27 protein-coding genes, 1 tRNA gene and 2 pseudogenes are annotated in these 26,771 nt (G+C 37.9%); 24 read left to right on the forward strand and 6 right to left on the reverse strand.

The window, feature by feature from the left end; all coding sequences use genetic code 11:
* Nucleotides 1-107: 107 nt before the first annotated feature.
* A complete protein-coding gene (locus tag ACN6MT_RS16000; RefSeq protein ID WP_419887038.1) occupies nt 108-974 on the reverse strand; it encodes a LysR family transcriptional regulator in 867 nt (288 codons plus the stop codon).
* A gap of 140 nt (nt 975-1,114) precedes the next feature.
* Between ACN6MT_RS16000 and ACN6MT_RS16005 the strand changes: the two genes are divergently transcribed.
* Nucleotides 1,115-2,080 carry a DMT family transporter gene (locus tag ACN6MT_RS16005; RefSeq protein ID WP_419887039.1) on the forward strand — a complete coding sequence of 322 codons (966 nt, stop codon included), beginning with the start codon at nt 1,115-1,117 and terminating at the stop codon, nt 2,078-2,080.
* 106 nt (nt 2,081-2,186) lie between these two features.
* Here the strand turns inward: ACN6MT_RS16005 and ACN6MT_RS16010 are convergent, their stop codons facing one another.
* On the reverse strand, nt 2,187-2,801 hold the full coding sequence (locus ACN6MT_RS16010) for an RraA family protein (protein WP_419887040.1): 615 nt from the start codon (nt 2,799-2,801) through the stop codon (nt 2,187-2,189).
* Between the two features lie 274 nt (nt 2,802-3,075).
* Here ACN6MT_RS16010 and ACN6MT_RS16015 point away from each other — a divergent pair, with 274 nt between their 5' ends.
* Nucleotides 3,076-3,771, forward strand: coding sequence for a YetF domain-containing protein (locus ACN6MT_RS16015; protein WP_419887041.1), 696 nt, complete (start codon nt 3,076-3,078; stop codon nt 3,769-3,771).
* A gap of 87 nt (nt 3,772-3,858) precedes the next feature.
* Here ACN6MT_RS16015 and ACN6MT_RS16020 read toward each other — a convergent pair whose 3' ends face one another.
* Complete coding sequence (locus tag ACN6MT_RS16020) at nt 3,859-5,094, reverse strand: endo-1,4-beta-xylanase (protein WP_419887042.1); 1,236 nt, start codon at nt 5,092-5,094, stop codon at nt 3,859-3,861.
* Between the two features lie 347 nt (nt 5,095-5,441).
* A pseudogene (locus ACN6MT_RS16025) lies at nt 5,442-5,648 on the reverse strand (VOC family protein); the annotation flags it as partial.
* Between the two features lie 139 nt (nt 5,649-5,787).
* Here ACN6MT_RS16025 and ACN6MT_RS16030 point away from each other — a divergent pair.
* From ACN6MT_RS16030 to ACN6MT_RS16095, 14 genes are all read left to right on the forward strand, one after another.
* Entirely contained in the window at nt 5,788-7,323 is a 1,536-nt protein-coding gene (locus ACN6MT_RS16030) for a PucR family transcriptional regulator (protein WP_419887043.1), read from the forward strand.
* A gap of 143 nt (nt 7,324-7,466) precedes the next feature.
* Nucleotides 7,467-8,117 (forward strand): aspartate/glutamate racemase family protein, encoded by a 651-nt coding sequence (locus tag ACN6MT_RS16035; protein WP_419887044.1) that lies wholly within the window; start codon nt 7,467-7,469, stop codon nt 8,115-8,117.
* A gap of 71 nt (nt 8,118-8,188) precedes the next feature.
* Nucleotides 8,189-9,124, forward strand: a complete 936-nt coding sequence (locus tag ACN6MT_RS16040) for a DMT family transporter (protein ID WP_419887045.1) — start codon at nt 8,189-8,191, stop codon at nt 9,122-9,124.
* A gap of 84 nt (nt 9,125-9,208) precedes the next feature.
* Nucleotides 9,209-10,831 (forward strand): OPT/YSL family transporter, encoded by a 1,623-nt coding sequence (locus ACN6MT_RS16045; protein WP_419887046.1) that lies wholly within the window; start codon nt 9,209-9,211, stop codon nt 10,829-10,831.
* Nucleotides 10,832-10,842: 11 nt separating this feature from the next.
* Nucleotides 10,843-11,904, forward strand: a complete 1,062-nt coding sequence (locus ACN6MT_RS16050; RefSeq protein WP_419887047.1) for a DUF917 domain-containing protein — start codon at nt 10,843-10,845, stop codon at nt 11,902-11,904.
* Nucleotides 11,905-11,925: 21 nt separating this feature from the next.
* Entirely contained in the window at nt 11,926-12,873 is a 948-nt protein-coding gene (locus ACN6MT_RS16055) for a DUF1177 domain-containing protein (protein WP_419887048.1), read from the forward strand.
* A 54-nt stretch (nt 12,874-12,927) separates the two neighbouring features.
* The gene (locus ACN6MT_RS16060; RefSeq protein ID WP_419887049.1) at nt 12,928-13,599 is read left to right on the forward strand and encodes an AroM family protein; all 672 of its coding nucleotides are present in this window, start codon (nt 12,928-12,930) and stop codon (nt 13,597-13,599) included.
* Between the two features lie 13 nt (nt 13,600-13,612).
* The gene (locus tag ACN6MT_RS16065; RefSeq protein ID WP_419887050.1) at nt 13,613-14,560 is read left to right on the forward strand and encodes an aminopeptidase; all 948 of its coding nucleotides are present in this window, start codon (nt 13,613-13,615) and stop codon (nt 14,558-14,560) included.
* Nucleotides 14,561-14,587: 27 nt separating this feature from the next.
* Nucleotides 14,588-15,451 (forward strand): NADPH-dependent oxidoreductase, encoded by an 864-nt coding sequence (locus ACN6MT_RS16070; protein WP_419887051.1) that lies wholly within the window; start codon nt 14,588-14,590, stop codon nt 15,449-15,451.
* An 18-nt stretch (nt 15,452-15,469) separates the two neighbouring features.
* Nucleotides 15,470-15,994 carry a nitroreductase family protein gene (locus ACN6MT_RS16075; protein WP_419887052.1) on the forward strand — a complete coding sequence of 175 codons (525 nt, stop codon included), beginning with the start codon at nt 15,470-15,472 and terminating at the stop codon, nt 15,992-15,994.
* Entirely contained in the window at nt 15,972-16,289 is a 318-nt protein-coding gene (locus tag ACN6MT_RS16080) for a DUF6092 family protein (protein WP_419887053.1), read from the forward strand. Before ACN6MT_RS16075 ends, ACN6MT_RS16080 begins: the two co-directional genes overlap by 23 nt.
* A 345-nt stretch (nt 16,290-16,634) precedes the next feature.
* On the forward strand, nt 16,635-17,342 hold the full coding sequence (locus ACN6MT_RS16085) for a DNA alkylation repair protein (RefSeq protein ID WP_419887054.1): 708 nt from the start codon (nt 16,635-16,637) through the stop codon (nt 17,340-17,342).
* A gap of 200 nt (nt 17,343-17,542) precedes the next feature.
* Complete coding sequence (locus tag ACN6MT_RS16090; RefSeq protein ID WP_419887055.1) at nt 17,543-17,689, forward strand: hypothetical protein; 147 nt, start codon at nt 17,543-17,545, stop codon at nt 17,687-17,689.
* A 95-nt stretch (nt 17,690-17,784) separates the two neighbouring features.
* Nucleotides 17,785-18,201 (forward strand): VOC family protein, encoded by a 417-nt coding sequence (locus tag ACN6MT_RS16095; RefSeq protein ID WP_419887056.1) that lies wholly within the window; start codon nt 17,785-17,787, stop codon nt 18,199-18,201.
* 144 nt (nt 18,202-18,345) lie between these two features.
* Here ACN6MT_RS16095 and ACN6MT_RS16100 read toward each other — a convergent pair whose 3' ends face one another.
* Together ACN6MT_RS16100 and ACN6MT_RS16105 are read right to left on the reverse strand one after the other, a co-directional pair.
* Nucleotides 18,346-18,495, reverse strand: a complete 150-nt coding sequence (locus ACN6MT_RS16100) for a hypothetical protein (RefSeq protein ID WP_157411814.1) — start codon at nt 18,493-18,495, stop codon at nt 18,346-18,348.
* Between the two features lie 66 nt (nt 18,496-18,561).
* Nucleotides 18,562-19,053, reverse strand: a complete 492-nt coding sequence (locus tag ACN6MT_RS16105; protein WP_419887057.1) for a CBO0543 family protein — start codon at nt 19,051-19,053, stop codon at nt 18,562-18,564.
* A 258-nt stretch (nt 19,054-19,311) separates the two neighbouring features.
* Here ACN6MT_RS16105 and ACN6MT_RS16110 point away from each other — a divergent pair, with 258 nt between their 5' ends.
* The 8 genes and pseudogenes from ACN6MT_RS16110 to ACN6MT_RS16145 all read left to right on the forward strand — a co-directional run bounded on the left by ACN6MT_RS16110 (nt 19,312) and on the right by ACN6MT_RS16145 (nt 26,604).
* A complete protein-coding gene (locus ACN6MT_RS16110) occupies nt 19,312-19,437 on the forward strand; it encodes an FbpB family small basic protein (protein ID WP_157411813.1) in 126 nt (41 codons plus the stop codon).
* A 135-nt stretch (nt 19,438-19,572) separates the two neighbouring features.
* Nucleotides 19,573-19,848 (forward strand): DUF1450 domain-containing protein, encoded by a 276-nt coding sequence (locus ACN6MT_RS16115; protein WP_419887058.1) that lies wholly within the window; start codon nt 19,573-19,575, stop codon nt 19,846-19,848.
* Between the two features lie 61 nt (nt 19,849-19,909).
* Nucleotides 19,910-19,983 (forward strand) — tRNA-Gly (locus ACN6MT_RS16120).
* 159 nt (nt 19,984-20,142) lie between these two features.
* Nucleotides 20,143-20,952 (forward strand): bifunctional DNA-formamidopyrimidine glycosylase/DNA-(apurinic or apyrimidinic site) lyase, encoded by an 810-nt coding sequence (mutM, locus tag ACN6MT_RS16125; RefSeq protein ID WP_419956454.1) that lies wholly within the window; start codon nt 20,143-20,145, stop codon nt 20,950-20,952.
* A 386-nt stretch (nt 20,953-21,338) separates the two neighbouring features.
* A complete protein-coding gene (locus ACN6MT_RS16130) occupies nt 21,339-21,980 on the forward strand; it encodes a helix-turn-helix transcriptional regulator (protein ID WP_063253846.1) in 642 nt (213 codons plus the stop codon).
* Between the two features lie 15 nt (nt 21,981-21,995).
* Nucleotides 21,996-22,815: pseudogene (locus tag ACN6MT_RS16135) on the forward strand (pyruvate, water dikinase regulatory protein).
* Between the two features lie 2 nt (nt 22,816-22,817).
* A complete protein-coding gene (ppdK, locus tag ACN6MT_RS16140) occupies nt 22,818-25,487 on the forward strand; it encodes a pyruvate, phosphate dikinase (RefSeq protein ID WP_419956455.1) in 2,670 nt (889 codons plus the stop codon).
* 283 nt (nt 25,488-25,770) lie between these two features.
* Entirely contained in the window at nt 25,771-26,604 is an 834-nt protein-coding gene (locus ACN6MT_RS16145) for a YitT family protein (protein WP_063253908.1), read from the forward strand.
* The last annotated feature ends 167 nt before the right edge of the window (nt 26,605-26,771 follow it).

The following is a 26,771-nucleotide window of genomic DNA, read 5'->3' on the forward strand; positions in this document are numbered from 1 at the left end:
TTTGATAGTTCATAATATATAGGCAGCCCAATAACCAAAACCAAAGCCTCCTAGGTTACTTATGCGCCGAGCGTCAAAAAAGGGGAGGGGGAATTAGAAACCTATCTCTATGTCCGGTTCCATTGTTTACTGGACTCAATTGTTTCGATAAATTTCTCAATTGTTGGTGTTAAGTACGTATCAGCTCTTCTAACAAAAACAGTCTTTACCTTACTATATTGCTCTGGAAGCGTATGAAATTGAACTAGACCCTCCTTTTCTAATTGTTTAACTTCTGACTTTGGAACGAATGCCACACCAAGTCCCATAACAGCACTGCGCAAAATGGTTTCTAAAGTACCAAATTCCATTATTTTTTTGGGCGTAATGTTTTGATTTTTATACCATTCTGCTAGACGTGCTCGGTAGCCACAACCTTTGCTGAAACATAATATAGTTTCTTCTTTGATATCTTCTAATGTGGTGACATGAGTATCAGAAATTAAAACGAGCTCCTCTTCAAACACTTCATAGGACAGAAGGTCGTGATGTACATCCGTTTCTGTAATAAAAGCACCATCCAACTTATGATTTAATACTTCCTCCACTAATGATTCTGTAACTCCCGTAAATACAGACAAATCGACTTCTTTATATTTTTTAATATAACTAGACAAAATTTTTGGTAGATGTATAACCGTTTCGATTGTACCAATTTCTAATTTTCCAGACGGTTCTTTATTCGTTTGAACGGCATTTTTCATTTCTTCTGTTAGTAATAATATTCTTTTACTATAGGTTAATAGTTTTTTACCCTCCGGTGTTAAGCTCATACCTCGTCGATGTCGATTAAAGAGAGGAGTATTCATTTCAGCTTCTAGCTTACGAATTCTTGATGTAATATTTGATTGCACATAATTTAGCTCTTTAGCAGCTTCTGATATAGTCCCTTTATCCGCAACCACCTGAAAAATCTCTAGGTCTTTAAATTCCACTTTTCATGCCCCTCTATCATTATTCTGTATTCTTATGATATCACGAAAAATGATAGTAGATCATCATTATTATTGATTTTACAAGATATCAAATAAGGGAGATAATCAATCTGCTATTAATTCAGGGAGGAAGATGGAATTTGAGAAATAAAGTTTTATGGGGAGCTTTTTTATGTTTTATTGCTGCCGTTTCATGGGGAGCCATGTTTCCAATCGCACATGCAGCTTTTAAACATATCGATCCCTTTTATTTTACGATCATTCGTTATGGTGCTGTTACCATCATTTTGGCAGTAATACTATTTTGGAAAGAAGGAAAACAAGCTTTCCGTTTTGAAGGTCTAGGTCTTCCATTATGGTTCTTCGGCACAATGGCGTTTACAGTCTATAATTTATTTATCTTCTGGGGAGAAGATATAATGGGTGAATCAGGGGTAATGGTTGCATCGATTATGGAATCCTTAATGCCGATGATTTCCATTTTATTCGTATGGATGGTTTTCAAGAAACGCCCTCAAAGATTCACTTTTATCTGTGTACTCGTGTCATTAATTGGTGCGATTCTCGTTATTACAAAAGGTGATATTCGAGCATTTCTAGGCGCGAGAGATTCGATCATGCCTTCCATACTCATCTTTATTGCAGTGGTTGGATGGGTCATATATACAATGGGTGGGAGTAGGTTTACTAGTTGGTCCGTTTTACGGTATTCGACGTTAAGCTGTTTACTTGGAACGCTAACGGCGGTTGTGATTGTGGCAGCAGCGACACTGTTTGGATATATATCATTCCCTACAAAAGAAGTGATGATCGCTGCAAGTCCGCATTTATTGTTTATGATAATATTTCCTGGCCTCATTGCACTGCTCGGTTGGAACATCGGTGTCAGCATTTTATCACCCATAAATGCCCTTTTATTCATTAACTTCGTACCCGTTACTACACTTTTAATTTCGATTTATCAAGGCTATGATGTAACAATGTTTGACATTCTAGGTACCGTCTTGATTGTTATTTCACTGCTGGCTAATAATCTTTTTGTAAGGGTGCAAAAGAATGGTTACAAGCAGCATGTTCAAACAAATTTGCATCAACGAGCATCCTAACTACCCAAACCTCTTGTTTGGTAGGAAAGAAATTTTTTTATATTTAATAAAATAAACAAAAAAGGAAAACATCAATAAATCGTTTTCCTTTCTGTTTGGTACCTTTTTATTTTAGCATACTATCTAAATAGCGAATCACTTCATCGTGTTTACCGGAAACTTTCATATCTCTTTCCTGATCCTTCATCAGTTTTTCTTTTGCTTTTCTTAATACTTCTTCCTCAATCGCCTGCGGTATGACTACAACCCCATCTGCATCCGCTATAATGATATCCCCAGGACTAACGGAGGTTCCACCACAAGAAATCGGGACGTTGACTTCACCCCAACCAGCTTTCGCGCTTGAAGCAACGGTTGTCCCTTTGCAGAAAACGGGGAAGTTAAGCTTTTTTACTCCTAGGATGTCTCGAATCACCCCATCGGTAACTACCCCTTTAATGCCTAATGTTTGCGCAAGTCCCAGGATGAAATCCCCTGCGATGGTTCGATAGGTATCACCTTTAGCATCCACTACAAGAATATCTCCCGGCTTGGCTTCACGAATAGCACGTAGAACGTATTGATTATCCCCAACTGGCATTTTTACTGTATAGGCACGACCTGCCATTCTGTATTCTTCTTTTAGCGGTTTAATTAATGGATCCATATTATTAAGTCCTTGCATGGTATCTGAAATACAAGTAGTTGGAATCTCAGAAAATGCCGAAACAATCTCGCTCATTTTTACCCTCCTAAGATCATAATAGAATGTTCTTCAATACAGCAAAAACAGTGGACTTTATATAATAGTAAAAATGAATGGGTGAATATTACAAAATGGAATCAAAAAAATTTTGTAACTAGTATTTAGAGTAGTTCAGCATTACAATCTGTATTCCTAGTAAGCGGTACTTTCTTGTTTGTGATTAGTTCTTTTTATCTATTTTTTATTTCAAAAAGATATTTTCTTCAGAATAGGGGAAGATAGGATGGATTAAAATATCCTGGAGGTTAGTATGCCGGAATATGTAGAAGTGGCTGGTCGGGCTATCTTATCTTTTTTAGTCTTATTTTCGCTTGCAAGAATACTTGGCAAAAAACAGATTTCACAGCTTACGTTTTTTGATTATGTGGTCGGAATTGTAATTGGTGACATGGCTTCACAAGTAGCAATTGATACCTCCATGAAAATTGTGAATGGCTTAATAGGATTAGTGGTTTATACTCTTTTGTCCTTAGTCCTAGCTTATGGTGCGATTAAATCGTTTAAGTTTAGAGATCTAGTAGAAAGTAGTCCTTCTATTTTGATTAAAGATGGGAAAATAATGGAGAAAGGTCTTTTTAAACATAAGATGACGTATGATGACCTTATGAATGGTTTAAGAGAAAAAGATGCATTTATGATTGAAGAGGTTGAAATGGCTATTTTGGAAACAAATGGGCAGATTAGTGTAATGAAAAAACCAGAGTTCCAGTCGCTAACTCCAAAAGACATTGGTCTAAGAATGAAAGCGGACCATGCCCCTTCCTTAATTATTATCGATGGAACTCTTCTAGAAAAACGTCTGAAATCCTTAGGCTATACAAAGGATTGGCTTCTTAGTGAGATAAAGAAAAAAGGGGCAAATCATTTTGAAGATGTCTTTTTAGCTCAGATTAATTCTAATGGAAATGTATATGTTGATTTATATGAAGATAACGAAAAAGAGTGAATTAGCATTAACAAAAGACTGTTTTAAAAGCTCACAATAAATGCAGCCTTTTAAACAGTCTTACTTTTTATTCCTTAATACTCTTGATTAGATTATGATCTGTACGGTTTCAGCATTTTTATCTAATTTAAAGCGCACTTTTTTATCTCCGCAAACTAGATCATACTCACCAAGGAATCCTTCAAATGAAACTATTCCATTGTCATCTGTCTTACCCGTGACATTTGTAGACCAGTCTTCTTTTATCAGCTTCTTTAATACTTCATATGAAGGTTTTGGACTATTATCAGTTCTGAGAAAACCAGCCGGTGCACCAAGCCATGCACCATCATCACTGAAGGACCATGTTGTGATGGCTTCTACTAGAGGATGTTTAAACAGAATGGTATACATTTCTTCTATTTCTTTTGCCTGACGTTCTTCGAATTCAGGTGTTGACGGCCATTCTGGAATTTGATAATCATTCAAGTCTTCGATATGAAGCGGCATGAGATGTCCTGATGTCAATGTATTTTCTGTAAAGTGAATGGGAAGTCCAAAGTGCGAAAAACGGTCTAGAACTTCTTCTAATTTCTCACGCCCACAATATCCTTGGTGCTGATGTGATTGAATCCCAATTGCGTCGATTGGAATACCTGCATGCAAACATCCATCAATTAAGATTTCATAATTAATGGATGTATTAAAGTCATTTAATAATAGTGTCGCACCGGGATTACATTCACGTGTTTTTGCAAACATTTCTTTAATGATCCCAACACGGCCAAGTTCTTGAGAAATTCGCGTAATCCCATTGTCATACTTATCAAAAATTGGCATGATCACAACTTCATTAATTACATCCCACATATCGATTAGTCCTTTGAAATCGGAAACATCACGTTCAATTCGCTCAAACTGTGCTTTGAGGATTTCTTCATTGCTCATTTCCAGAAGCCATGGCGCCGTGACCGTGTGCCAGCAAAGAGGATGTCCTTTTACTGTTACATTTCTTTCTTTTAACCACTGAGCAGCAGCTTTTAATTCCTTTGTTCGCGGTTTTCCTTTTTCAGGCTCAAAAGTTCCCCAATAAAAAGGCAGTGTTGCAGAGTTAAAAACATCTAGGAACTTATCAAGTTTTTGTTCCTGGAAAGCTAGGCGCTCTGCTGGAACATTTTTGTTCGCTACATCAATCACATCAAAAATGCCGCTGCCAAAAAGGAACTTATGGTTCGTATGTTTAAGTACAACTTCTTTTCCAGCTACAGGATTTCCTGCTTCATCCACAAGTTTAATCGTCTTGCTCGCTTTACGGTGTGCCAATTCGTTCGTTTGTCCCATCATGCTACCTCCAATTTCATAACAGTAATGAACTATTTAAGAAACCACTTTCATATGTCAATAAAAGTCTACCAAACTTTGTCTATCCAGTATATTAACTATACTGTTTATCTATAGTTTTTAAAGTAAGTAGTTTATTAATTATGGGTAATCCTATCTTGAATGATTCAGACTTCTAGTTTTATGGGGTTTTAGCCATAATTGAGTGGAAGAGTAGAGGAGTATTATTGGAATAAAAGTGATAGCAGATGGATGTAGGTCTCGGTAAAACAAAAGGGAGGGTTCTCTTGCAAAATAGTACAAGCAGAGCCTTCGCTGATCTGTTAAGTAACATTTTATGTATTCTTTTTTTATCTGTGTTGATCGAAAAGAATCTGATTACCATCTGGATCTTCTATTATAAAATGCACTGGTCCTTCAGTGGCTTCATCTGCTTCAGAAAACATTGTGATTCCTTTTTCTTTTAGCTGCTCTTGAAGTTCACATACGTCTGTAAATGAGTCGAGATTTTCTGCATTTTCATTCCACCCAGGATTGAAGGTAAGGATGTATTTTTTCTAACTTAGCTTGGAATAGTATCCTTTCTATTTTTAAAGACCAATTATTTTATTGAACTTTTATTAATGGTAAACTGAATGGGTTATGCAATAATCTTGTGAATACAATAATAACTTAGAAATGAATCAGGTGAAATAGATGAAATCTGCAGGTATTACGGTAAGTGAAATTCTCCGCCTTCCCGTTTTAAAAGAGGCAAAGGTGATTAGTGGTGAATTGGGAATGAATCGTGTTGTTAAATATATAGACATTATGGAGGTTCCTGATGTTACAGGCTGGCTTAGAGAAGGGGAGGTCCTGCTTACTACTGCTTATGCTATTCGTCATGATCCTACACTACTACCGAAATTAGTGGAACAATTAGCACTGGCTGAAGCAGCGGCTTTAGCAATCAAAACTGAGAGATTTCTACATGATATGCCCATAGAGATGATCCAAATGAGTCAAAAATATAACTTGCCAATTATCCAACTTCCCAATAATGTACCGTATATGGATATCACCCATGCAGTCATGGAGCAAATCATTGATAAACAAGCCTCTTTGCTAAGAAGGTCGGAAGAGATTTACAAGACTTTGACTACGTTAGTCGTAGAAAATAAGGGAATACAAGCGGTTGCGGACAAGGTTTCCGGGTTGTTAAGATCGTCGATGTGGCTAGTAGATAAAACTGGAAAGACAATTGTTTCCTCTCCCGCACATACTCCGAATCTCCCTTCACATAATAAAAAGTTTTGGAATATAAACGTGGATAAAAAACATGAAGGAAAGCTCGTTATTGATAAAGCAACATTAGATGATGTCGAGCTTATATGTGTAGAGCAAGCAAGGCTTGTATTTTCATTAGAATTAATGAGAAGGAAAACGGCCATAGAAACGGAAAATAAAATACGTGGTGATTTTATTGAAGAACTTTTGTCTGGTTTAACCTTATCTAAGGAAGTCATCATCAATAAAGGAAATCAGCTAGGATTTAAACCAGACGGTGAGTGGGAACTTGCGATCGTTGAAGTAGAAAATGATAACGATGCTGTGTTAATTGAAAAAATTAGTACCTTAGTTGTACAAACTTCGCAAGAGTATCGAATAAAGTCGCATATTCTTGATAAGGGTAATCGTTTATTGTTAATACTTGCCTCACAGAACGATGAACAAATGAAACATATTGGCAATAACGTACCTTTGCATTGGAGGTCGATTTTGTCTCCTATTATTCAAGGGCGGCAGGGTATTCGGATTGGTTTTGGAGGAAAAAAACCGTTATGGGATATTCAAGGCAGTTTTTTAGAAGCAAAACGTGCAATGATGATGGGGTCCAAATTAAATCGGTATCATCAAATATTTGATTTTGAGGAGCTGGAATTGTTCCAATTATTAATGGACGCTACAGAATTTGTTGATATGGACAAGTTTGTAGAAAAAAAGATTGGTTTGCTGGTTGACTATGATAAGGAAAATGGAACGGACTTGGTAAGCACTTTATACTATTATCTTTTTACAGGTGGAAGTTTGATGGGAACAGCCAAGAAACTTTTTATCCATCGAAATTCTGTGAAATACCGGATGGATAGAATTCGAGAGATAGCCGATATCGATATGGAGAATTTCCAGGAGAGATTTATTTATTACTTTTGCATCATTTATTTTAAATTGAAAATGGAAACAACAACTTAGGGTCAATTTGTGCTCAGAGCACAATTGACCCTATTTTTTTTTGGCTTTGTAGGACATTGTAGTGATTCGGAAGATTATTTAGAATTAAAAACATTCAATACTTTCTTTTTTTTCAGAAAATGCAATAAGAAAGGGGAATTTGTATGATTGGTATTATTCGGGTTTTCACGACTGATCAGGAAGAAGTACTTCAACAGCATGGGAAGGTAATTTCTAAATCTTTTGATGTCCCAACCATAACAAAATGTATCCCTGACCAGCCTTTAGGAATCTACAATGATGAAACAGAAACTATTGCGGTTCCTAAGATCGTTGAGTTAGGCAAACATATGGAACAAGAGGGTTGTAAGGTTCTTGTTATTAGTTGTGCAGCTGACCCTGCCATTAACGAACTGCGAAAAGAAGTGTCCATACCCATAATCGGTGCTGGTAGTGCTGCAGCTCTAACGGCTTTGGCGATTGGGGAACCTGTTGGTGTCATAGGAATTACAGAAGCACCACCAGCCGTGATTGAGCAAACATTGGGCAACTTGCTTGTTGGGTATTCAAAGCCAGAAGGTGTGTCGAACACAACAGATTTATTGACTCCTGCCGGGCGTCAAAATGCAATAGAGACTGCAAAAGGATTACTCGGTCAAGGGGCAAAAGTCATTGTCTTTGCTTGTACTGGATTTTCTACGATTGGACTAGCTGATCTGTTAAGAGAAGAGATTAACGTTCCAGTTATTGATGCTGTTGAGGCAGAGGGAATGTTTGCGGCCACCTTGTATCATCAGTTATCTATAAAAGCATAAAATAATCGCTTACTAGTGTTCCGAAGTGGGTAGGGAAGAACTAGTAGCATTGGTTGAAAGAAGGTTTTCCATTGGTCCGATCCTATCTTTTGCTCTTAATATGTGTCTTTATATGGGCGGGAAACTACCTTGCACGTCAATTTTTACTTAAAGAATTTTCTCCCTTGTTTCTATCAGCCTTTAGCCTGACTGTCATCTCGATTTTCTTCTGTTTATTGGCTTTCTTTACTAAATCCTACGTTCGCTTACAGCGAAAGGAACTGGTGATATTTTGTTTTGCTGGTTTAATTGGATTAGTAGCAAATCAAATCTTTTTGTTTATGGGTCTAAAATATTCAACGGCCACCAATGCTTCCTTAATTTTTAGTTTATCACCTTTAATAACGGCAGGTTTAGCAGCTGTCTTTCTGAAGGAAAAGGTAACAGGACAAATGGTAATTGGTAGTATAATTGCAATTTTTGGTATTTTTTTAGTTTTATCCGTACGAGGAGAATTCGTTTTCAATATTGGTGATGTCCTCCTCTTTGGAGGAACAGCCACATTTGCCTGTAATCTTATTTTTGTTCGATTGCTATCCAAAAGGCTATCACCTATTATCATTACAACCTATAGTTTTATGATGGGTGCGATCATTTTTGATCCCTTCCTTTTGATTGGCACCAACATTGATTGGAATCATTCAATTGCCATTTGGGGATTTGCGATATGCTCGGTGGTAATCGGACAGGGACTTACCACATTAATGTGGAATAAGGCGATGAATGATGTAGGTGCAGCAAGAGCAGCCGTTGTGTTAAATCTTCAACCTTTAATGACCATGCTGCTAGACTTTTTGATTTACAAGAACACTGTGACTCTGCAACAAATGATTGGGGCAGCGCTTGTATTTACCGGAATCCTTTTTAGTATTTTACAAAAAACTACTATAAGAAAGGGTCATTTCGAAATGATGGCTACCCAAATAGCAGAAGCCAATACGGTTAAGAACAAATCAAAGGCTAAGTAATAAACTTGCAAAGAAAGCTATCAAAGCATATAGAGAAAGCAAGTTAAGTCCAATACAGATTAACTATTAATAGGGGGAAATACTGTGAAACATGAAACTCAAGATGAAAAACATCCACGTTTATTTGAACCATTTACATTTATTTTAACGCTCATAACATCAGTCTTTGGTGCGATTATCGGTATGCAGATTATTGTAAGTCTAGGGGTAACACCAAATACTTCGATTATTGGTGCTCTACTAGCGATGTTGATTGCTAGAATTCCAATTGCTATTTTTGCGAAATACAAATCTGTTCATCGTCAAAATCTTATACAAACAGCTATATCTGCTGCAACTTTTGGAGCAGCCAATAGTCTATTAATTCCAATCGGTATCCCATTTCTAATGGGGGCACCGGAATTAATCATTCCAATGTTAATTGGTGCTGCGTTAGCGATGTTTGTCGATGCAGCCATTCTTTATAAACTTTTTGATTCAAAACTGTTCCCTGCAAAAGGCACATGGGCGCCTGGCGTTGCAACAGCTCAAGCGATCCTGGCAGGTGATAAAGGTGGTAAGAGGGCTGGTTTACTTGGAGTCGGTACTCTAATTGGTATTGTTGGTTCTTTTCTTCATATACCAATGTCAGCATTTGGTGTTGCTTTTATCGGGAATATTTGGGCCCTTTCTATGTTTGGTATCGGTCTTTTGTTCCGCCAGTACTCTATTCCTGTGTTTGGAGTAGATGTAAACGCACTTTATATTCCACACGGCATTATGATCGGGGCAGGAATTATTGCATTAGTGCAGGTTTCGATGTTGATTTTTGCTAAGAAAAAGAAATCTGAACCATCAACGAAGGATGAAGTGGCAGCAACCATAGAAGTGGCTGATGATGTAGAGTTTACTCGCCCAATAGATAAAGCAAGGAAAGCCTTAGGGTTAGGTTTCGGTGCCTACCTAGCTGTTGCATTAATCATTGCGATTACAGGCGGTATTATCACAGACATGTCTCCCGGTATGTTCATCGGATTCTTGTTCTTTGCTGCTTTTGCTGCATTCGTTCATGAAATGATCGTGGGTATCGCGGCCATGCATTCAGGCTGGTTTCCAGCGTTCGCGGTAGCATTTATTACTCTTCTAATTGGGATGATGGTTGGGTTCCCGCCATTAGCTCTTGCATTGTTAGCTGGATTTAGTGCTGCTACAGGGCCAGCGTTTGCTGATATGGGCTATGACTTTAAAACAGGACATATCTTACGTGGTGCTGGGAAGAACAGAGAATATGAAATTGCAGGGCGAAAACAACAATACTTTACGTCTATGATTGCCTTTGGTGTGGCGTTATTAACAGTGCTTGTTACTTACAAAGGATATTTTGCACAAAATTTAGTACCTCCAATTGATGCAGTTTATGTTTCAACGATTGAAGCAGGTACATCTGCAGATGTTGCAAAACAATTATTACTTTGGGCAATTCCTGGTGCCATTCTTCAACTTATTGGTGGACCAAGCCGTCAATTAGGGGTTCTTTTTGCAACAGGTTTATTGATCTTAACTCCTTATGCAGGTTTTGCAGTACTAACTGGTATTGTCATTCGCTTAATTTGGGTAAAAGCAAAGGGTAAAGAAGCAGAAGCACCTATGAGTATTTTAGCAGCCGGATTTATCGCAGGGGATGCATTATTCAGCTTTTTCAATTCTGTTTTCAAAATGGGCAAATAAGGGAGAGTAAAATGGCGAAAATTCAATTAGATAAAAAAATTGTTGAGTATGCAGTATATGGCGGTGCAGTCCTCGGTGGCGGTGGGGGAGGCTGGATTGAGGATGGTCTGCAAATTGGGAGGTTAGCTCTTGACGTTGGTCAGCCTGAACTTTTAACCGTAGAGGAGCTTTCAGATGAGGATTTGCTCGTTACAGCTTCATTAGTAGGTGCACCTGCTGCAAAGGATAAATTTGTTAAACCGATTCATTATTCAAGAGCATTAGAGCTTCTTTCACAAAAAATCGGAAAACCGATTCAAGGAATTATTACAAACGAAAATGGAGCAGGTACTACGGTAAACGGATGGTTTCAATCAGCCGTAACCGGTATCCCAGTTATTGATATTCCATGTAATGGACGAGCACATCCAACTGGCTCTATGGGATCAATGAATCTTTCAGAGCAAGAGGACTATGTCTCCCATCAGGCTGCAGTTGGCGGTAAAGGCTCTAACTACATGGAGTTGAGTGTATCTGGTTCACTTGACAAGGCTTCGACATTAATTCGGAAAGCTTCGATTGAAGCTGGCGGTTTATTAGCGGTGGCTAGGAACCCCGTAACGGTTGCTTATGCCAAGGCTCATGGTGCTGCTGGGGCGATTCAACAAGCGATTCAGGTAGGAGAAGCATTGTTAAGCCATGTTGGCGAAGCGGCTATCGATGCCGTGGTAAGTACCCTGGGAGGAAAAGTGGTTACAGAAGGAACAGTAACGGACTTTGTTCTTGAAACTACAGGCGGTTTTGATGTTGGTACCGTCACCATAAATGATTCCTATGAATTAACATTTTGGAATGAATACATGACGATTGAAAAAAATGGTGAGAGATTTGGTACTTTTCCTGACCTAATTATGACACTTGACGCAAGAACAGCTGAGCCGATTGTCTCGGCAGCTATTCAAAAAGGTCAGCAAATTGCTGTAATAGCAGCTCCGAAGGAAAAGTTAATCTTAAGTAGTACCATGAGAAATCAAAAGTTATTAAAACCAATAGAGGATATTATTAATAGATCAATACTTGAATATAGCATTTAAGCGGAATGGAGAGGAAAAACGATGGTACTTAAGCAAACTCTAACAGCCATTGACACATTAGACAGTGCCTATGTTTCTGGGGAAAGTGTCAAGGGATTATTTAGTTCTTATTCAAACGTTACTGTAACGGTACAAACAGTTCAAGGTGATAAAGGCAGCACTGATTTCATAAAAATAGTGATTCCGGGTTCAAATGGAAAAAGTAATGGTGGAGATGCACCAACCTTTGGAATTGTAGGGAGATTAGGTGGAATCGGTGCTCGTCCAAGTCGAATTGGTATAGTTTCCGATGCGGATGGTGCGGTAGCAGCCGTCGCTTCTGCATTGAAGCTAGCTGAGATGCAAAAAAAAGGGGATACGCTGGTTGGCGACGTAATTGTTACCACTCATATTTGCCCAGATGCGCCAACTCGCCCACATGAACCAGTTGATTTTATGGATTCTCCAGTAGATATTTTGACTATGAATAAATATGAAGTAGTCCCGGAAATGGAGGCCATTTTATCAATTGATACAACTAAAGGAAACCGTGTCATCAACCATAAGGGAATCGCTATTTCACCAACTGTGAAGGAAGGATACATTCTCCGTATTAGCGATGATTTGCTTCGGATAATGGAAATGACAACAGGTCAATTCGCGGTGACCTTCCCAATCACAACGCAAGACATTACACCATACGGAAATGATTTGTATCATATAAACTCCATCCTACAGCCTGCTGTTGCTACATCAGCTCCTGTAGTCGGTGTAGCGATTACCGCTCAAGCCGTTGTTCCAGGCTGTGGAACTGGTGCGAGTCATGAAACCGATATCGCAGATGCCGTGCGGTTTGCCGTAGAAGTTGCAAAAGAAGCAACTAACGGAACATGTGAATTATATAGTAAAGACGAGTTTAATAAAATCATAGAATTATATGGTTCTATGGAAAGATTCCAAACGATGGGGCAAAAAGCTCCTCAGCTGTAGTTAGGGGAGGGCATCTGCCCTCCTTTTATTTTCATATAATCAAGGGGTGTAGGGATGGAAAGGTTAGGAATGATAACTATTGGTCAAGCACCAAGAAACGATGTTGCACCTATTATTAAGAAATACTTGGACGGGCGTGCGCAGTTGGTTCAAGTTGGGGTGTTGGACGGAATGACGAAGGAATATATTGAAGAAAATTTGTATCCAGAAGAAGGGGATTATGTATTAACATCACGATTGGTTACAGATGAATCCGTTATCATGGCACGTGAGAAAATTAAACCGATTTTACAAGAAAAAATTAATGCTCTTGAGAAAATGGGGATTAAACAAATCCTGCTGCTATGTACAGGTGTATTTCCCGGTCTTACTACTGAGAGCGCTTATTTAATCGAACCTGATCATGTAATTCCTCCAGCTGTTAAGGCAATGGTTGGAAGTAGAAGATTTGGAGTAATTGTCCCGCTAGATGAGCAAAAAGAATCCCTAGTATCGAAGTTTTTACCGTTTGGGTTATCACCTTCTTTTGGTGTTGCATCGCCTTATCATAATGATCCAAAAAGCTTTGAAACAGCTGCAAACGAACTGAAAGATAAAGTAGATATTATTTTACTCGATTGCATGGGTTACACAGAGGAAGCAAGGGAATTGGTTTCACAAGCAACAGGCTTGCCAGTTATACTTTCTAATGCCATTATGGCAAAATTAACATCAGAAATGATTTAAGAGGGTGATTAAAGTGAATCAACAGTTAATCGAAATTAGCAAAAATGTATTGGTAAAATGTTTAGGACTCAAAGAGACTGAATTGTTCCTTGTTGTGACCGATGATGTTAAAAAGGAATTAGGTGAATCCTTATTCGAAGCGGGTAAACTACTAGGTGCAGAAAGCATGCTAATGGTAATGAAGGAACGAAAAAAATCAGGAGAAGAACCACCCGCTTCCGTAACAGCAGCGATGATTGAGGCAGATGTGGTGGTATGTCTTACAGAACACTCGTTAACACATACACAGGCAAGAAAGAAGGCTGCGGCTTCTGAGACACGATTAGCCACGATGCCAGGCATAACTGAAGATATGTTCTTAGAAGGGGCCATTGCAGCTGATTATTCTCAAGTGAAAATATTAACTGAAGCGATGACAGATGTTTTAACGGAAGGAAAAAGCGTTCGGATTGAAAAAGATGAATACACACTCACTTTTTCTATTGAAGGAAGGGATGGCATCCCAAGTACAGGAATGTATTTAGAACCTGGGCAGTCTGGTAACCTGCCTTCAGGGGAAGCGTATATTGCTCCTGTGGAGGGAACAGCGATTGGACAAATTACAATTGACGGCTCCATTGCTGGTATTGGCCGTCTTGATACACCTGTCCTTTTAACGATTGAGAATGGTCGGATTGTTCGTGCCGAGGGTGAGGCAGGGGCAAAACTATTGGAAATTTTAGGCGATGGCGACGGCAGACTCCTTGGTGAATTTGGCATTGGAACGAACGACAAAGCTAGGATTACCGGCGTTGTGTTGGAAGATGAAAAAGTATATGGAACCATTCATGTTGCTTTTGGGAGCAATAATACCTTTGGCGGTACTATTTCAGCCGGCGTTCACATTGACGGGGTCGTGACAAAGCCAACGGTTTATATTAATGAAGAAATATTAATGGAAAACGGGAGCTTTAAAAAATAAAAAGGTGCTAAAGGGAAGGCGGATTCTATGACGAAAATAAGCCATATTACCAGTAGGTTAGAACTAGAAGGAATCACTTTGCCTAATGATTTCCTTAATCAAACAATAGAAGTCCTTACATCTCATGAATCAGTCCGCGGTTTTCAACCAAAGCCCCTGCCAGAAGAAATGTTCGAAGCGATTATCACAGCTTCACGTAGTGCTCCGACATCATCTAATCTACAGGCCTACAGTATCATCGTTGTCAAGAATGAAGAGCGAAAAGATAAACTAGCTCGTTTATCTGGCAATCAGAATTTTATTCGAGAAGCACCTGTATTTCTAATTTTTTGTGCGGATATCTTTAGATTGAAATATGTAACCGCTAGACAGGAGTATCGGTTTTCTGCAGATACGCTTGAAATGTTTTTACTTGCAGCAATGGACGCCTCGTTGGCTTTGCAAAATGCCGTTGTTGCAGCTGAATCCCTAGGTTTAGCGTGTTGTCCGGTTGGTTCAATAAGGAATGATCCAATTGCAGTTGCAGAGGAGTTAAACCTGCCAAAGGGAGTATTTGCTGTATCGGGATTGGCGATAGGTTTTGAGCGAGAGGGAGTAAGACGTGGAGTGAAACCACGGCTCCCTTCTCAAGTGACTGTACACGTAGAAACCTATTCCAGAGACGATTTAGATAAGTATTTGAATGAATATGATCAAACTATGATTTCACGAAGAACATATGATGGGCGGCGAGTTTCATTAGCCGGTGAACCAGAAAAAGGGGGAATCGAGTATGGTTGGTGTGAGCATACTGCCCGCCGCTGCAGTCGTCCTGAAACCATAGCTGTATCTGCAAGCTTAAGAGAAAACCTTAAACAAATTCTAAAAGAGTATGGTTTTTCATTAAAATAAGGAAGGATGTGTAAAGTAGTGGAAGTAATCGAGGCTGTTAAATCAAGGCGAAGTACTAGATCCTATGAGCCTAGTAAATTACCGACTGAATTTATCCAAGATATTGAGAGTGCCATACTGAATAGTCCTTCTGGAAGCAACGCACAAGAATCGCACTTTGTCATTGTTCAGGATGAAGGGAAATTAAGACTAATCAAACGGTTTGCTCCAGGATTATCTGGAGATCCTGCTGCTGTTGTGGTTTTATGCTCCAATGCAACGGAATCATTAAATCGTGGAGGATTGGATACAGCAGAAGTACTTCGTTTTGTAAATATTGGTATTGCTGCTGCTTATATTCTTTTAACGGCACATTCAAATGGTGTGGGAAATTGCCCGGTTCGTTCCTTTCATCGGGAAGCAATCAAAAAAGTCCTAGATCTTCCAACTGATGTAGAGCCAGAACTATTAATTAGTCTAGGTTTTGCAAACATGCCGCCACGTCCGAAAACGAGTAAACAGGCACTGGAGGTGATTTCATATGACCAATATGGCAACAGGTAAAATAGAAGAACAAATCCTTGAACAACTTCGTGATTATGTTGCCTACACGCTTACGAGCGCAAAAGGGCTATATAGGGAGCCGCATAGTTATGGTGCAATGAGAATGATTGATTCAATGGAAAGAGCAATTAGACTCCTTCAAGAAGTTGGAATTAAAGATGAATCGCTCGAATTGGGGTTATCAAGTGTAAGGAATGAAAGATGGCGTGCGATGACAGAGCCAAAAGAATTTGGTGTAGCAATTGATGAATCCGTTCTACAGATTGTAAATCTTTCGATGAACAGTAATAAATAAATTGTTTGGTGTGAGGTATGATCCACTAATGGATTATCTTTGCACCTTTTTTAATTGTAATCTGTAACATTACATGTTAGGAAATTCTATACATTTGGCTATGTTCACAACCGTTTGTTGCTTAATGAAATTTTTAGCCTATCCATTTCACATATATTTGATTCGATATCATCGATGTTAGCAATAATATTTATAATTAAACGTGTCAAATTTAAAAGGATTTTGTATATTTAGTAACGAAATGTTACTATCTTGGAAATTGTTCAATTTGATTCTGAGGTACCAGTGTTGGTTATTAATGAAGGAAAATAAATTAATATTGCTGCATAACGGGAGGATATTAGCATGACCTATGAAGAAATTATGCAAAAACTTAAAGAATTAGGATCTCAACAAACGAAGCAAATTTATAACAATCACGGAGTAAAAGAGCCTTTTTTTGGTGTGAAAATTGCGGATTTGAAGAAACTAGTTAAATATGTAAAGAAGGATCATGATTTAGCGTTAAAATTATATGACTCAGGCAATCATGATGCCATGTATTTGGCAGGTCTCTCGGTAAATCCAAAACTGATTTCAAAAGAGACCTTACAGGATTGGGCCCAGAAAGCTTACTGGTATATGGCAGCGGAATATACAGTTGCCCAAGTAGCAGCTGAAAGTGATTATGCCATGGAATTGGCGAGAGAATGGATAAAATCTGAGGAAGAAATGATCGCCGTTTGCGGCTGGAGTACTTATTCCAATTATTTATCCATCACTCCGGATGAAAAGTTGGACATATCGGAAATTCGTTCTTTATTAGACCATGTGCATAAGAATATCCATTCTGAACGAAACCGTGTACGATATGTGATGAATGGTTTTGTTATTTCTGTGGGCGCGTATGTAACGGAACTAAGTGAAGAAGCAAAACAGGTGGCAGAGTTTATCGGAAAGGTGCACGTTGACGTAGGGAACACGGCTTGTAAGGTTCCTCTTGCAACAGATTACATAAAGAAAATAGAAGTGAAAAATAGAGTTGGTTTGAAGCGGAAGACTTGTATTTGTTAATTCGGTTCGTCATTCCAATTAATGTTATGAAGGGAAGTTGGTTAATAAAGTTTCTAAAAGTACTTAAGTTAACGATAAGTTTATTAAAAGATAATTGAATAAATCAGTATCTATGCATGAAGAGAAGATTTTTTATTGAATAATTAAAATCAGAGTGGTAATGGGATTTTATGTAAAAGGGAGAGGTTAATATTCAATTTATGATGGTTAAAAGAGAATTTAAGCTTGTTGGATTAAAAGGTAGTGGTGCGTTTGTTAACTTTGGTAAAGAGGTTCCCTTGCTTGCAAAGCAATTATTAAGTCGCTCGAACGAAATCCAACAATCAACTGAGATCGAAATTGCATAATTTGAGCCTAAAAAGCATCAGAAATATTTACCAATTCAAGTTTAAAGTGCATCAAAAATTTTAGATTTCAATAACAGTTTTGAAAGGAGAAAAAAATGGGAGAGAGATTATTAAGGATTGGAACAACATATATACCTGTAACGAATGTAGACCTTTCATCTGATTGGTATGTAAATAAATTAGGAGCAGAATTAAGCTACAAAGATCAAGACAAAGCTATTTTAAACTTTGCCAATCTAAGCTTTTTTCTTATGAGGTCTAATAAAAACCAAAGCTCCAATTTTTTTGATATTTACGGTAATGAGTGTTTTTCGTTAACATTTGAAGTTAATGGATTAAAAGCTTTAGAAGCCATCCATAAAGACTTTAAGGAAAGAGAAATAAGAGTTGGAGAGATTGAAGATAGAGGACACTCTGGAAGAAATTTTGTTTTTTATGATTTAGATGGTAATAAATTTGATGTATGGAGTGAACTGAGTCCAATCTTCAAAGAAAAATATCTTATTTCTTAATAGATAGTTAATTGAGGTACATGTTTTACCTATAAAATTACTTACAAAGTATCAAGGAACCTTCCACTTTGAAAGTGAAAAAGGGCTGCAAATATGCAGCTCATTTTTTTAGGAAAGAAAAATACTAAGGGTTTTTTTAATTAATTAATTTTTATCTCTCGTTTTTGATTTTTGGATAGGTTTTTCAAGGGCAACAGCAATTTTATCTTTGATTACAGAAACAGGTTCGTCAGTTCGGGTATTCCATATGCTAGATTTAATAGTATTAGGTGCACCTGTATTTTCATTTTCCATTATTCATCCACCTCGTTTATTACTTTTCTCTTTTACACAAGTTTATTGAATCATCGCGTTCCCCGTTTACCTTACAGAAATGTTCCCTTTGTTTATGGTTCTAATTAGGGCAATGATACCTCTACAAATTAGCAGTTTTAACATAAGACTTATTAAAGAGTGATACCATGTCCATCCCTTTTTCCATTTAATTAGGTTGGTTTTCTTTGAAGCAAAGGTTTCTATGATTGTTTGCGGTATAACAAAAGGAAAAAGTTTTAAAATAATCCCAAAAGGTTTGCTGTTCAATGTCCACTGATTATAATAAAGCAGCATTAAAGGATAATGAATAAAATCAAATGGGAGATGGATTTTATACTTTGGGAAAAGTTTTTTTGGATATTTTAGATACCCTCTTGCCACTAAATATTTGTCTGAGAAAAAATTACCAATGAAACTTACAAGGTATACAATAATCCAATCCTTAAAGGAACGTTTTACAATTGCAAAAGGTAATAAAACCAATCCAATTAATGTAATCGTCATTAACGAAAAATATGGATATTTTTTTCTTCTCATTTTATTACACCTCCTCATTATAATTTGTCGCAATGCAAACTTTTATGTAAAAATCCTAAAACCAAGTGAAATCCGGCATGTGGAAATAGGTTGTGGCGTGGAATAGTGGTTGATGAGTAACCAAACAGAGGGTGATCATCATCTACTTTAATCTAATTTTCCGATAATATAAAAAAGTTCAAAAAGTTGTAATATTTGAGGTGATTTTACCCTTTCTACTTTATGTATAATAAAAACATAAGAAAGGTGGAGAAATAAATGAGAAAACGTAGCATCATAAGCTTTAAGAAATTAGTCGATGAAAACAAACAGGAATTAAAAAGTGATCTCAAAGCAATGGAGAGAATTGAGGCGAAAATTGATAAAAAACATTCAAAAAGGTAAAAATTTCATATATAGGAACCATAAAGAGCAACCCTAAATTTGAATTGGTTGCTCTTTATATGTATATTGGGAGAAATTTAAAGCAAAAATTGATATACTTACTATAAGAAGACAGGCAGTGGAGATGTTCAACAAATGAATTTTATTACTAAACTTTTTACAAAAGAAAAGAAATTAACGATCAATTTTTGTGAAAAAAACCTTGATCGCTTTTTATCAGAGGACTTACAAAATGAATATAGTACCTTCTTGAGTAAGAAAAATATAGAATATAAAGAGTATCATTGTCAAAGTCGTTGTGAGGAATGCAAACAATCACCTTATGCGATTGTTAATGGTGTGTTTATTGCAGCTGAGGATTCAGAGGATTTATTGAAGAAGCTTAGACATCTCCAAGAAGATAAAAAATAGTTTACAAATTAGTAGTACTGTGCTATAATATTTCATGTAATATTGATAGGTCACTTAACATGCGGGTGTAGTTTAGTGGTAAAACCACAGCCTTCCAAGCTGTTGTTGTGGGTTCGATTCCCATCACCCGCTCCAAATACTTCTAACAGGGCTTTTGGCACAGCTAGTTAAGCGTAATACAATCCATTTAAGCTTATATTGATACATACACACAAAACCGAACTTATAAAAAGTTCGGTTTTTTTGCGTTTTCAGGGAGAAGATATGAAGAAGCAGCAGAGAGGAAGTGGATTTATGCCTGAACTGCCAGAGATGGAAAATTACAGAAGAATGCTCAATCAAAAAATAGCGGGTCAAACCATTACTGAAGTACAAATTAATAGAGAGAAATCGATAAATGTGAACCCTGTTCTCTTCTCTAGTACCGTCGTAAATCAGAAGGTCGTGACAGTCAATCGCAGAGGAAAGCATTTACTCTTTCATTTAGATAACGGGCAGGTTTTGTTGCTTCATTTAATGCTTGGCGGCTGGATGTATCTTGGGACAGGGGAAGACAAACCGAACCGAACGATTCAGGTTCGTTTATCGTTTGGACATCACCATCTTTATTTTATTGGGCTTCGACTGGGTTATTTACACTTATATAGTGAACAGGATGTTCAAAAAGAATTATCCTCATTGGGTCCAGAGCCATTGGATCCACCATTCACGGCACAAGCATTTTTAAAACTGCTTGGAGACAGACGGGGAAAAATCAAATCAAAACTCCTCGATCAGGAGTTTATTGCAGGTATTGGAAACTGTTACTCAGACGAAATCTGTTATCACGCTGAAATTAAAACAAAACGGAGTATAGAAGATATAAAGGAGAATGAACGAAATCAACTTTATCTTTCGATGAAACATGTTCTACTCGATGCTCTAAAGCATGGAGGTTACATGGAAAATCCTTTTTTTAAGGGTGATGACCTAACAGGTGGATATAACAATCTATGTTTAGTGTATGACCGAGAAGGTGAACCTTGCAAAAGATGTGGTGTTACGATTGTGAAGGAAATGATCTCGTCACGCAAAACCTTCTTCTGTCCGAACTGTCAAAAATAGTTAGAATCCTATCTCCAACGGTAGGGTTCTTTTTTTGCCTGAACCCCCCTGGTAACTGTTAGTTGGGTAAAATGGTGCGGCTCTATTGGTCAGAAACCATAGTGACTCAATGAATTGGGTAAAGTGGGAAGGCGCCACTGGCCCGAAACCATAGTGGCTCAATGAATTGGGTAAAGTGGAAAGGCGCCACTAGCCCGAAACCTTAATGAACACGAATTAGGTAACATAAAAGCAGCACTATTTTGCGTGTTAAAAATTTGTCAAAAATATGTTGAACTAATTGTTCCCTATATTGTATAAATGTAATATACTATATATTAATAAGTATAGCACATTTAAATTTCAGGCATGAAATATAACATGATTATCTTGAAAAGGGGGTCAATGTGATTAAATTAACGAAACGCCAAGATGAAATTCTGAAGATTGTAAAGGAAAGCGGGCCAATTACAGGGCAGCAAATTGCAGAGAAGCTTTCCTTAACCAGAGCAGCCTTAAGACCAGATTTAGCGATTTTAACGATGGCAGGCAATTTGGATGCCAGACCTCGCGTCGGTTATTTTTTCAATCATAACCATGAGGTAAAGCAACAGGCAGAACAATTCATTCTTCAAAAAGTTGCGGATTATAAAGCACATCCGATCGTGGTTGAAAAATCCACTTCTGTATATGATGCGATTGTTCAATTGTTCTTAGAAGATGTCGGGACGCTTTATGCGGTTGACAGCGATGGCTATTTAGCCGGAGTTATTTCAAGAAAAGACCTGTTAAGAACTGCCATTGGAAACAAAGACTTGCAAGAACTACCATGCAGCGTCATTATGACCAGAATGCCAAACATCATAACGGTTACACCTGATGAAACCTTGCTAGAGGCAGCAAAAAAGATGATTTTCAATCACATTGACTCCTTACCAGTAGTCAAAGATATCAATCCGGGAAACCATACATATTTACTTGTCGGTCGGATTACGAAAACAACCATTACACGAGCATATCTAGAAATAATGGAGCAAAATTCGGTATAAAGGGGAGTGGCAGTGATTTTAGGAGAGAAGGAAGTTGTCTATGTGGTTTCAGACTCGGTTGGGGAAACAGCAGAGTTTGTTGTAAAAGCGGTTGCGACACAATTTAACGGAGGAAATGTTGAGATTCGCCGCAATTCCTATGTTGACGATTTTGAAGACATTGAGGATGTGCTTATTCTAGCGAGAACGGGAAAATCCATTATTGCCTATACGATTGTCATCCCTGTTCTAAAGGAATATTTAGATCGACGGGCGGCAGAAGAAAATATTATGGCGGTGGATTTGCTTAGTCCTTTGATAAATGCCTTCACAACTAGTTTTAATAAGACTCCTCACCACCAGCCAGGATTAATGAGAAAACTAGATGAAGAGTATTTTAGAAAAATAGAAGCCATTGAATTTGCTGTAAAGTATGATGACGGCCGTGATCCTCGAGGAATTCTTAAGGCAGATATTGTCTTAATAGGTGTTTCAAGGACATCGAAGACACCGTTATCTATGTATTTAGCGCATAAACGATTTAAGGTTGCCAATGTTCCCTTGGTTCCAGAGGTTCCAGCACCAGACGAATTGTTCGAGATTCCGAGAAAAAATTGTATTGGATTAATTATTTCTCCCGATAAATTAAATGAAATCCGACTTGAAAGGTTAAAAGCTTTAGGGTTAGGTTCCAAAGCAAGTTATGCAAATTTTTGAAAGGATCCTTGATGAACTTGATTATGCTGAAAAAATTATGAAGCGAGTAGGTTGTCCAATTATCAATGTTTCAAATAAAGCGATAGAAGAAACAGCAGGATTAATATTAGAAGTGCTGAAAAAAGAGAGGGGCTTATGATGATGGAAAAATTCGTTTACTTGTTTCATGAAGGAAATGGAAATATGAAGGAAACACTCGGAGGAAAAGGTGCAAACCTAGCGGAAATGACGCGTATTGGTTTACCTGTTCCTTATGGTTTTACCATTTCGACTCAAGCTTGTAATGCTTATTATGATGCAGGGAAAACCATTCCATCGCTTGTTGAGAGCCAAGTATTAGGGGCTTTGAGCACCCTAGAGGAGAAAATGGGAAAAAAACTAGGATGTGCGGAAAATCCGTTGCTAGTTTCAGTCCGCTCTGGATCAGTTTTTTCAATGCCAGGGATGATGGATACGGTCTTGAACTTAGGTATGAATGATGAAACAGTAATTGGTATGGGTAAATTAACAAATAATCCTCGTTTTGCTTACGACTCTTACCGTCGCTTCATCCAAATGTTCAGTAATGTTGTCCTTGATATCAATACGTTCTATTTTGAACAATTATTAGAAGAAACACGCGAGCATAAAGGCTATAGTGCTGACCCAGAAATGACGGCTGAAGATTGGAAAGAAGTCATAGAGGGGTACAAAGGTATTGTTAAAAAGCATACTAGAAAAGAATTTCCACAGGATCCAAAGGAACAACTATTTCTTGCCATTAATGCCGTGTTTGATTCCTGGAATAATCAGCGTGCCATCGTCTACCGCCGCTTGAATAAAATTCCTGATCATCTTGGAACGGCTGTAAATATTCAAAGCATGGTGTTCGGAAACATGGGAAATGATTCAGGTACAGGTGTAGCCTTTACTCGAAATCCTTCAACGGGAGAACATGTTCTTTACGGCGAGTACCTCATTAATGCTCAAGGGGAAGATGTGGTAGCAGGTATTCGTACACCACAGCCGATAAAAACATTAAAGGACGAAATGCCAGCTGTTTATAAACAGTTTGCTGACACATGCAAACGACTTGAACAGCATTATAAAGAAATGCAGGACATTGAATTCACAGTAGAACGAGGTCAATTGTTTATTCTTCAAACCCGTCATGGTAAGCGTACAGCTCAAGCCGCAATTCGAATTGCGGTAGAGATGGTTGAAGAAGGAATCATAGATAAAAAGACTGCCTTGCTTCGTGTCGACCCAGATCAACTAAATCAGCTTCTACACCGAAGAATTGATGATAAACATCAGCGTACATTATTAGCAAAAGGTCTGCCTGCATCACCTGGTGCGGCAACAGGTCAAGTTGTGTTTGGTGCTGATGAAGCAGAGGAACTTGGGAATGCTGGTAAAAAAGTGATTCTAGTTCGTCCGGAAACCACTCCTGATGATATTCATGGAATTGTAGCAGCTCAGGCCATTGTTACCAGCCGTGGCGGTATGACCAGTCACGCTGCTGTTGTTGCCCGAGGGATGGGTAAAGCGTGTATTTGCGGATGTGACGCACTAAAAATTGATGTGAAAGCAAAGCAATTTACCGTGGACGAAAAGGTTATTAAATATGGCGATGTGATTACGATTGATGGCTCAACAGGTGAAATTATGCTTGGGGAAATTCCGATGATTGAACCACAGCTTTCTGACGAGTTCCAGCTTTTACTTGCATGGGCTGACCAAGAGAGAAATATTGGAGTTCGTGCCAATGCCGATAACCCAGAGGATGCACAAAAAGCCTTTGAATTTGGGGCAGGTGGAATAGGATTGTGCCGGACTGAACATATGTTTATGGATTTAAAACGAATTCCGATCGTTCAAAAAATGATATTGGCTGAGCAGTACAAAGAGCGTATGGAGGCTCTTGATGAGCTTCTTCCAATGCAGCAAGGTGATTTTGAAGGAATTTTTGAAGCAATGCAGGGTTTCCCAGTAACAATTCGTTTATTAGACCCGCCGTTACATGAGTTTTTACCAGATAAGGAAGAGTTGTTAGTAGAAGTGACGAAATTGCAAATTCTTGACCCTGCTTCACCTGAACTGAAAAAGAAAGAGTTACTATTGAAAAAGGTCCGCCAACTAGATGAATTCAACCCAATGCTCGGACACCGCGGATGCCGTTTAGGAATGGTCTATCCAGAAATTTATGAAATGCAGGCAAAGGCAATTTTCTATGCTGCGGCTAAGCTTGCAGACAAAGGGCTGGACGTTCAGCCTGAAATCATGATTCCGCTTGTTGGTCATGTTAATGAATTAAAACAAATGCGACAGCTTGTGATTGACGCAGCTGTAAAGGTTCAGGAAGAAACAAAGAAGCAATTTGAATATACGATTGGAACCATGATTGAAATACCACGTGCGGCGCTGACCGCTGATCAAATTGCGGAAGAAGCTGATTTCTTCTCATTTGGTACAAACGATTTAACCCAAACAACATTCGGATACAGCCGTGACGATGCGGAAGGCAAATTCCTTCAAAACTATATTGAAAACAAGGTACTGCCTGAAAATCCGTTTGCAGTCCTTGATCAAGATGGTGTTGGCAGATTGGTAGAAATGGGCGTTAAACTCGGCCGTGGAGCAAAACCTACATTGAAAACAGGAATTTGCGGGGAGCATGGCGGCGAAAAAACATCAATCGATTTCTGCTACAAAACTGGATTGGATTATGTAAGCTGTTCACCATATCGTGTGCCTTTAGCAAGATTAGCAGCTGCACAAGCAACGATTCGTCATGAATCAAATAAGAAGGAAGTTTATACGACTGCATAAATCTCTTATCATGAAGAAACAATAAAGATAATTAACCATTAGGAGACCAAATCTATAATAGATTTGGTCTCATTTTCTTTTAAGGAAAGCAATAAATCCATCAAAATTGAGAATTATCCCCCCTTTTATTTTGTTTAACAAGGAAGATTCAAATATAATGAAAAAATTGAGAGGGTGGCACAGTGTAGAATACATAAAGAAACAAAGTGAAACTATATAAAAGTTACGAAAGTAGGAGATTCAATTGAGTGCAAACACGAAACTAAAACCCAATAAACTAAAAATGATTTCACGTGCTTTGTTGGTTATTATGGGGGCCATTATTACTGCATATGGACTAGAAACGGTATTAATTCCTAATAATGTATCAGATGGCGGTGTGACAGGACTGAGTATTGTTGGTTCGAATTTATTTGGATTACCTTTAGGGCTCCTCATTGCAGTTCTGAATATCCCATTTGTATTTTTAGGTTATAAACAGATTGGTACCGGTTTTGCTATTTATTCTGTTATTGGTATTGCTTCATTAGCAATAGGAACATTACTTATGCACCACTTACCACCCATTATTGAAGGAGATACCTTGTTAATAACAGTTGTTGGTGGAATTATCATCGGTTTTGGGATGGGGTTAGCATTACGAAATGGCGGTGCATTAGATGGTATTGATATGTTAGCCGTATTACTTTCTCGTAAATTACCATTTGGGACTAGCGATCTTATTTTATTTTTAAACATGTTTGTTTTTATTGTGGTGTCAACCGTCTTCGGTCTTCAAGGAGCCATTCTTTCGGCAATTGCTTACTATATTGCATCTAAAGTGATACATATTGTGGAAGAAGGTTTAAGTGGTTCAAAAACATTTAAAATTATAACCAATGAACCAGAACTAATGGTAGAAAAGATTCGTGAGAACTTAGGACGCGGGGCAACTTATAATGTAGTGGAAGGCGGTTATACAAACGAAAAATTTAAAGAAATCAATTGCGTGATTAACCGTTTAGAAGATAGCAAAATGAAAGAAATCATAAATGAAATTGACGAAAATGCTTTTGTTATCGTATATGATGTAGCCGAAGTTAAAGGCGGTAACTTCAAGAAGCATGATGTTCATTAAGCAAATAGACATTAAAAGGTGACAGGCACCATTTATGCAAAAGACGCTGTTTATGCAGCGTTTTTTGTATTTTTTTCTAGCCTGTTTTGAGAATTTTTCTTTATTTTTTCGAAATTTTTAAGATTTGTGTGATATGGTTCAATTATCTTGATGGGTATTTAGTTGAA

Source organism: Neobacillus niacini, assembly GCF_048572935.1.
Classification (GTDB): Bacteria; Bacillota; Bacilli; order Bacillales; family Cytobacillaceae; genus Neobacillus; species Neobacillus niacini.

Coding starts and splice junctions, on each gene's coding strand:
- ACN6MT_RS16020 (WP_419887042.1), bottom strand. CDS start 5,094: ATGATGGGACAAACGAACGAATTGGCACACCGTAAAGCGAGCAAGACG.
- ACN6MT_RS16070 (WP_419887051.1), top strand. CDS start 14,588: ATGACGAAAATAAGCCATATTACCAGTAGGTTAGAACTAGAAGGAATC.
- mutM (WP_419956454.1), top strand. CDS start 20,143: ATGCCTGAACTGCCAGAGATGGAAAATTACAGAAGAATGCTCAATCAA.
- ACN6MT_RS16010 (WP_419887040.1), bottom strand. CDS start 2,801: ATGAGCGAGATTGTTTCGGCATTTTCTGAGATTCCAACTACTTGTATT.
- ACN6MT_RS16105 (WP_419887057.1), bottom strand. CDS start 19,053: ATGAGAAGAAAAAAATATCCATATTTTTCGTTAATGACGATTACATTA.
- ACN6MT_RS16080 (WP_419887053.1), top strand. CDS start 15,972: ATGACCAATATGGCAACAGGTAAAATAGAAGAACAAATCCTTGAACAA.
- ACN6MT_RS16100 (WP_157411814.1), bottom strand. CDS start 18,495: ATGGAAAATGAAAATACAGGTGCACCTAATACTATTAAATCTAGCATA.
- ACN6MT_RS16050 (WP_419887047.1), top strand. CDS start 10,843: ATGGCGAAAATTCAATTAGATAAAAAAATTGTTGAGTATGCAGTATAT.
- ACN6MT_RS16015 (WP_419887041.1), top strand. CDS start 3,076: ATGCCGGAATATGTAGAAGTGGCTGGTCGGGCTATCTTATCTTTTTTA.
- ACN6MT_RS16145 (WP_063253908.1), top strand. CDS start 25,771: ATGATTTCACGTGCTTTGTTGGTTATTATGGGGGCCATTATTACTGCA.
- ACN6MT_RS16030 (WP_419887043.1), top strand. CDS start 5,788: ATGAAATCTGCAGGTATTACGGTAAGTGAAATTCTCCGCCTTCCCGTT.
- ACN6MT_RS16115 (WP_419887058.1), top strand. CDS start 19,573: ATGAATTTTATTACTAAACTTTTTACAAAAGAAAAGAAATTAACGATC.
- ACN6MT_RS16035 (WP_419887044.1), top strand. CDS start 7,467: ATGATTGGTATTATTCGGGTTTTCACGACTGATCAGGAAGAAGTACTT.
- ppdK (WP_419956455.1), top strand. CDS start 22,818: ATGGAAAAATTCGTTTACTTGTTTCATGAAGGAAATGGAAATATGAAG.
- ACN6MT_RS16085 (WP_419887054.1), top strand. CDS start 16,635: ATGACCTATGAAGAAATTATGCAAAAACTTAAAGAATTAGGATCTCAA.
- ACN6MT_RS16055 (WP_419887048.1), top strand. CDS start 11,926: ATGGTACTTAAGCAAACTCTAACAGCCATTGACACATTAGACAGTGCC.
- ACN6MT_RS16110 (WP_157411813.1), top strand. CDS start 19,312: ATGAGAAAACGTAGCATCATAAGCTTTAAGAAATTAGTCGATGAAAAC.
- ACN6MT_RS16090 (WP_419887055.1), top strand. CDS start 17,543: ATGATGGTTAAAAGAGAATTTAAGCTTGTTGGATTAAAAGGTAGTGGT.
- ACN6MT_RS16095 (WP_419887056.1), top strand. CDS start 17,785: ATGGGAGAGAGATTATTAAGGATTGGAACAACATATATACCTGTAACG.
- ACN6MT_RS16060 (WP_419887049.1), top strand. CDS start 12,928: ATGGAAAGGTTAGGAATGATAACTATTGGTCAAGCACCAAGAAACGAT.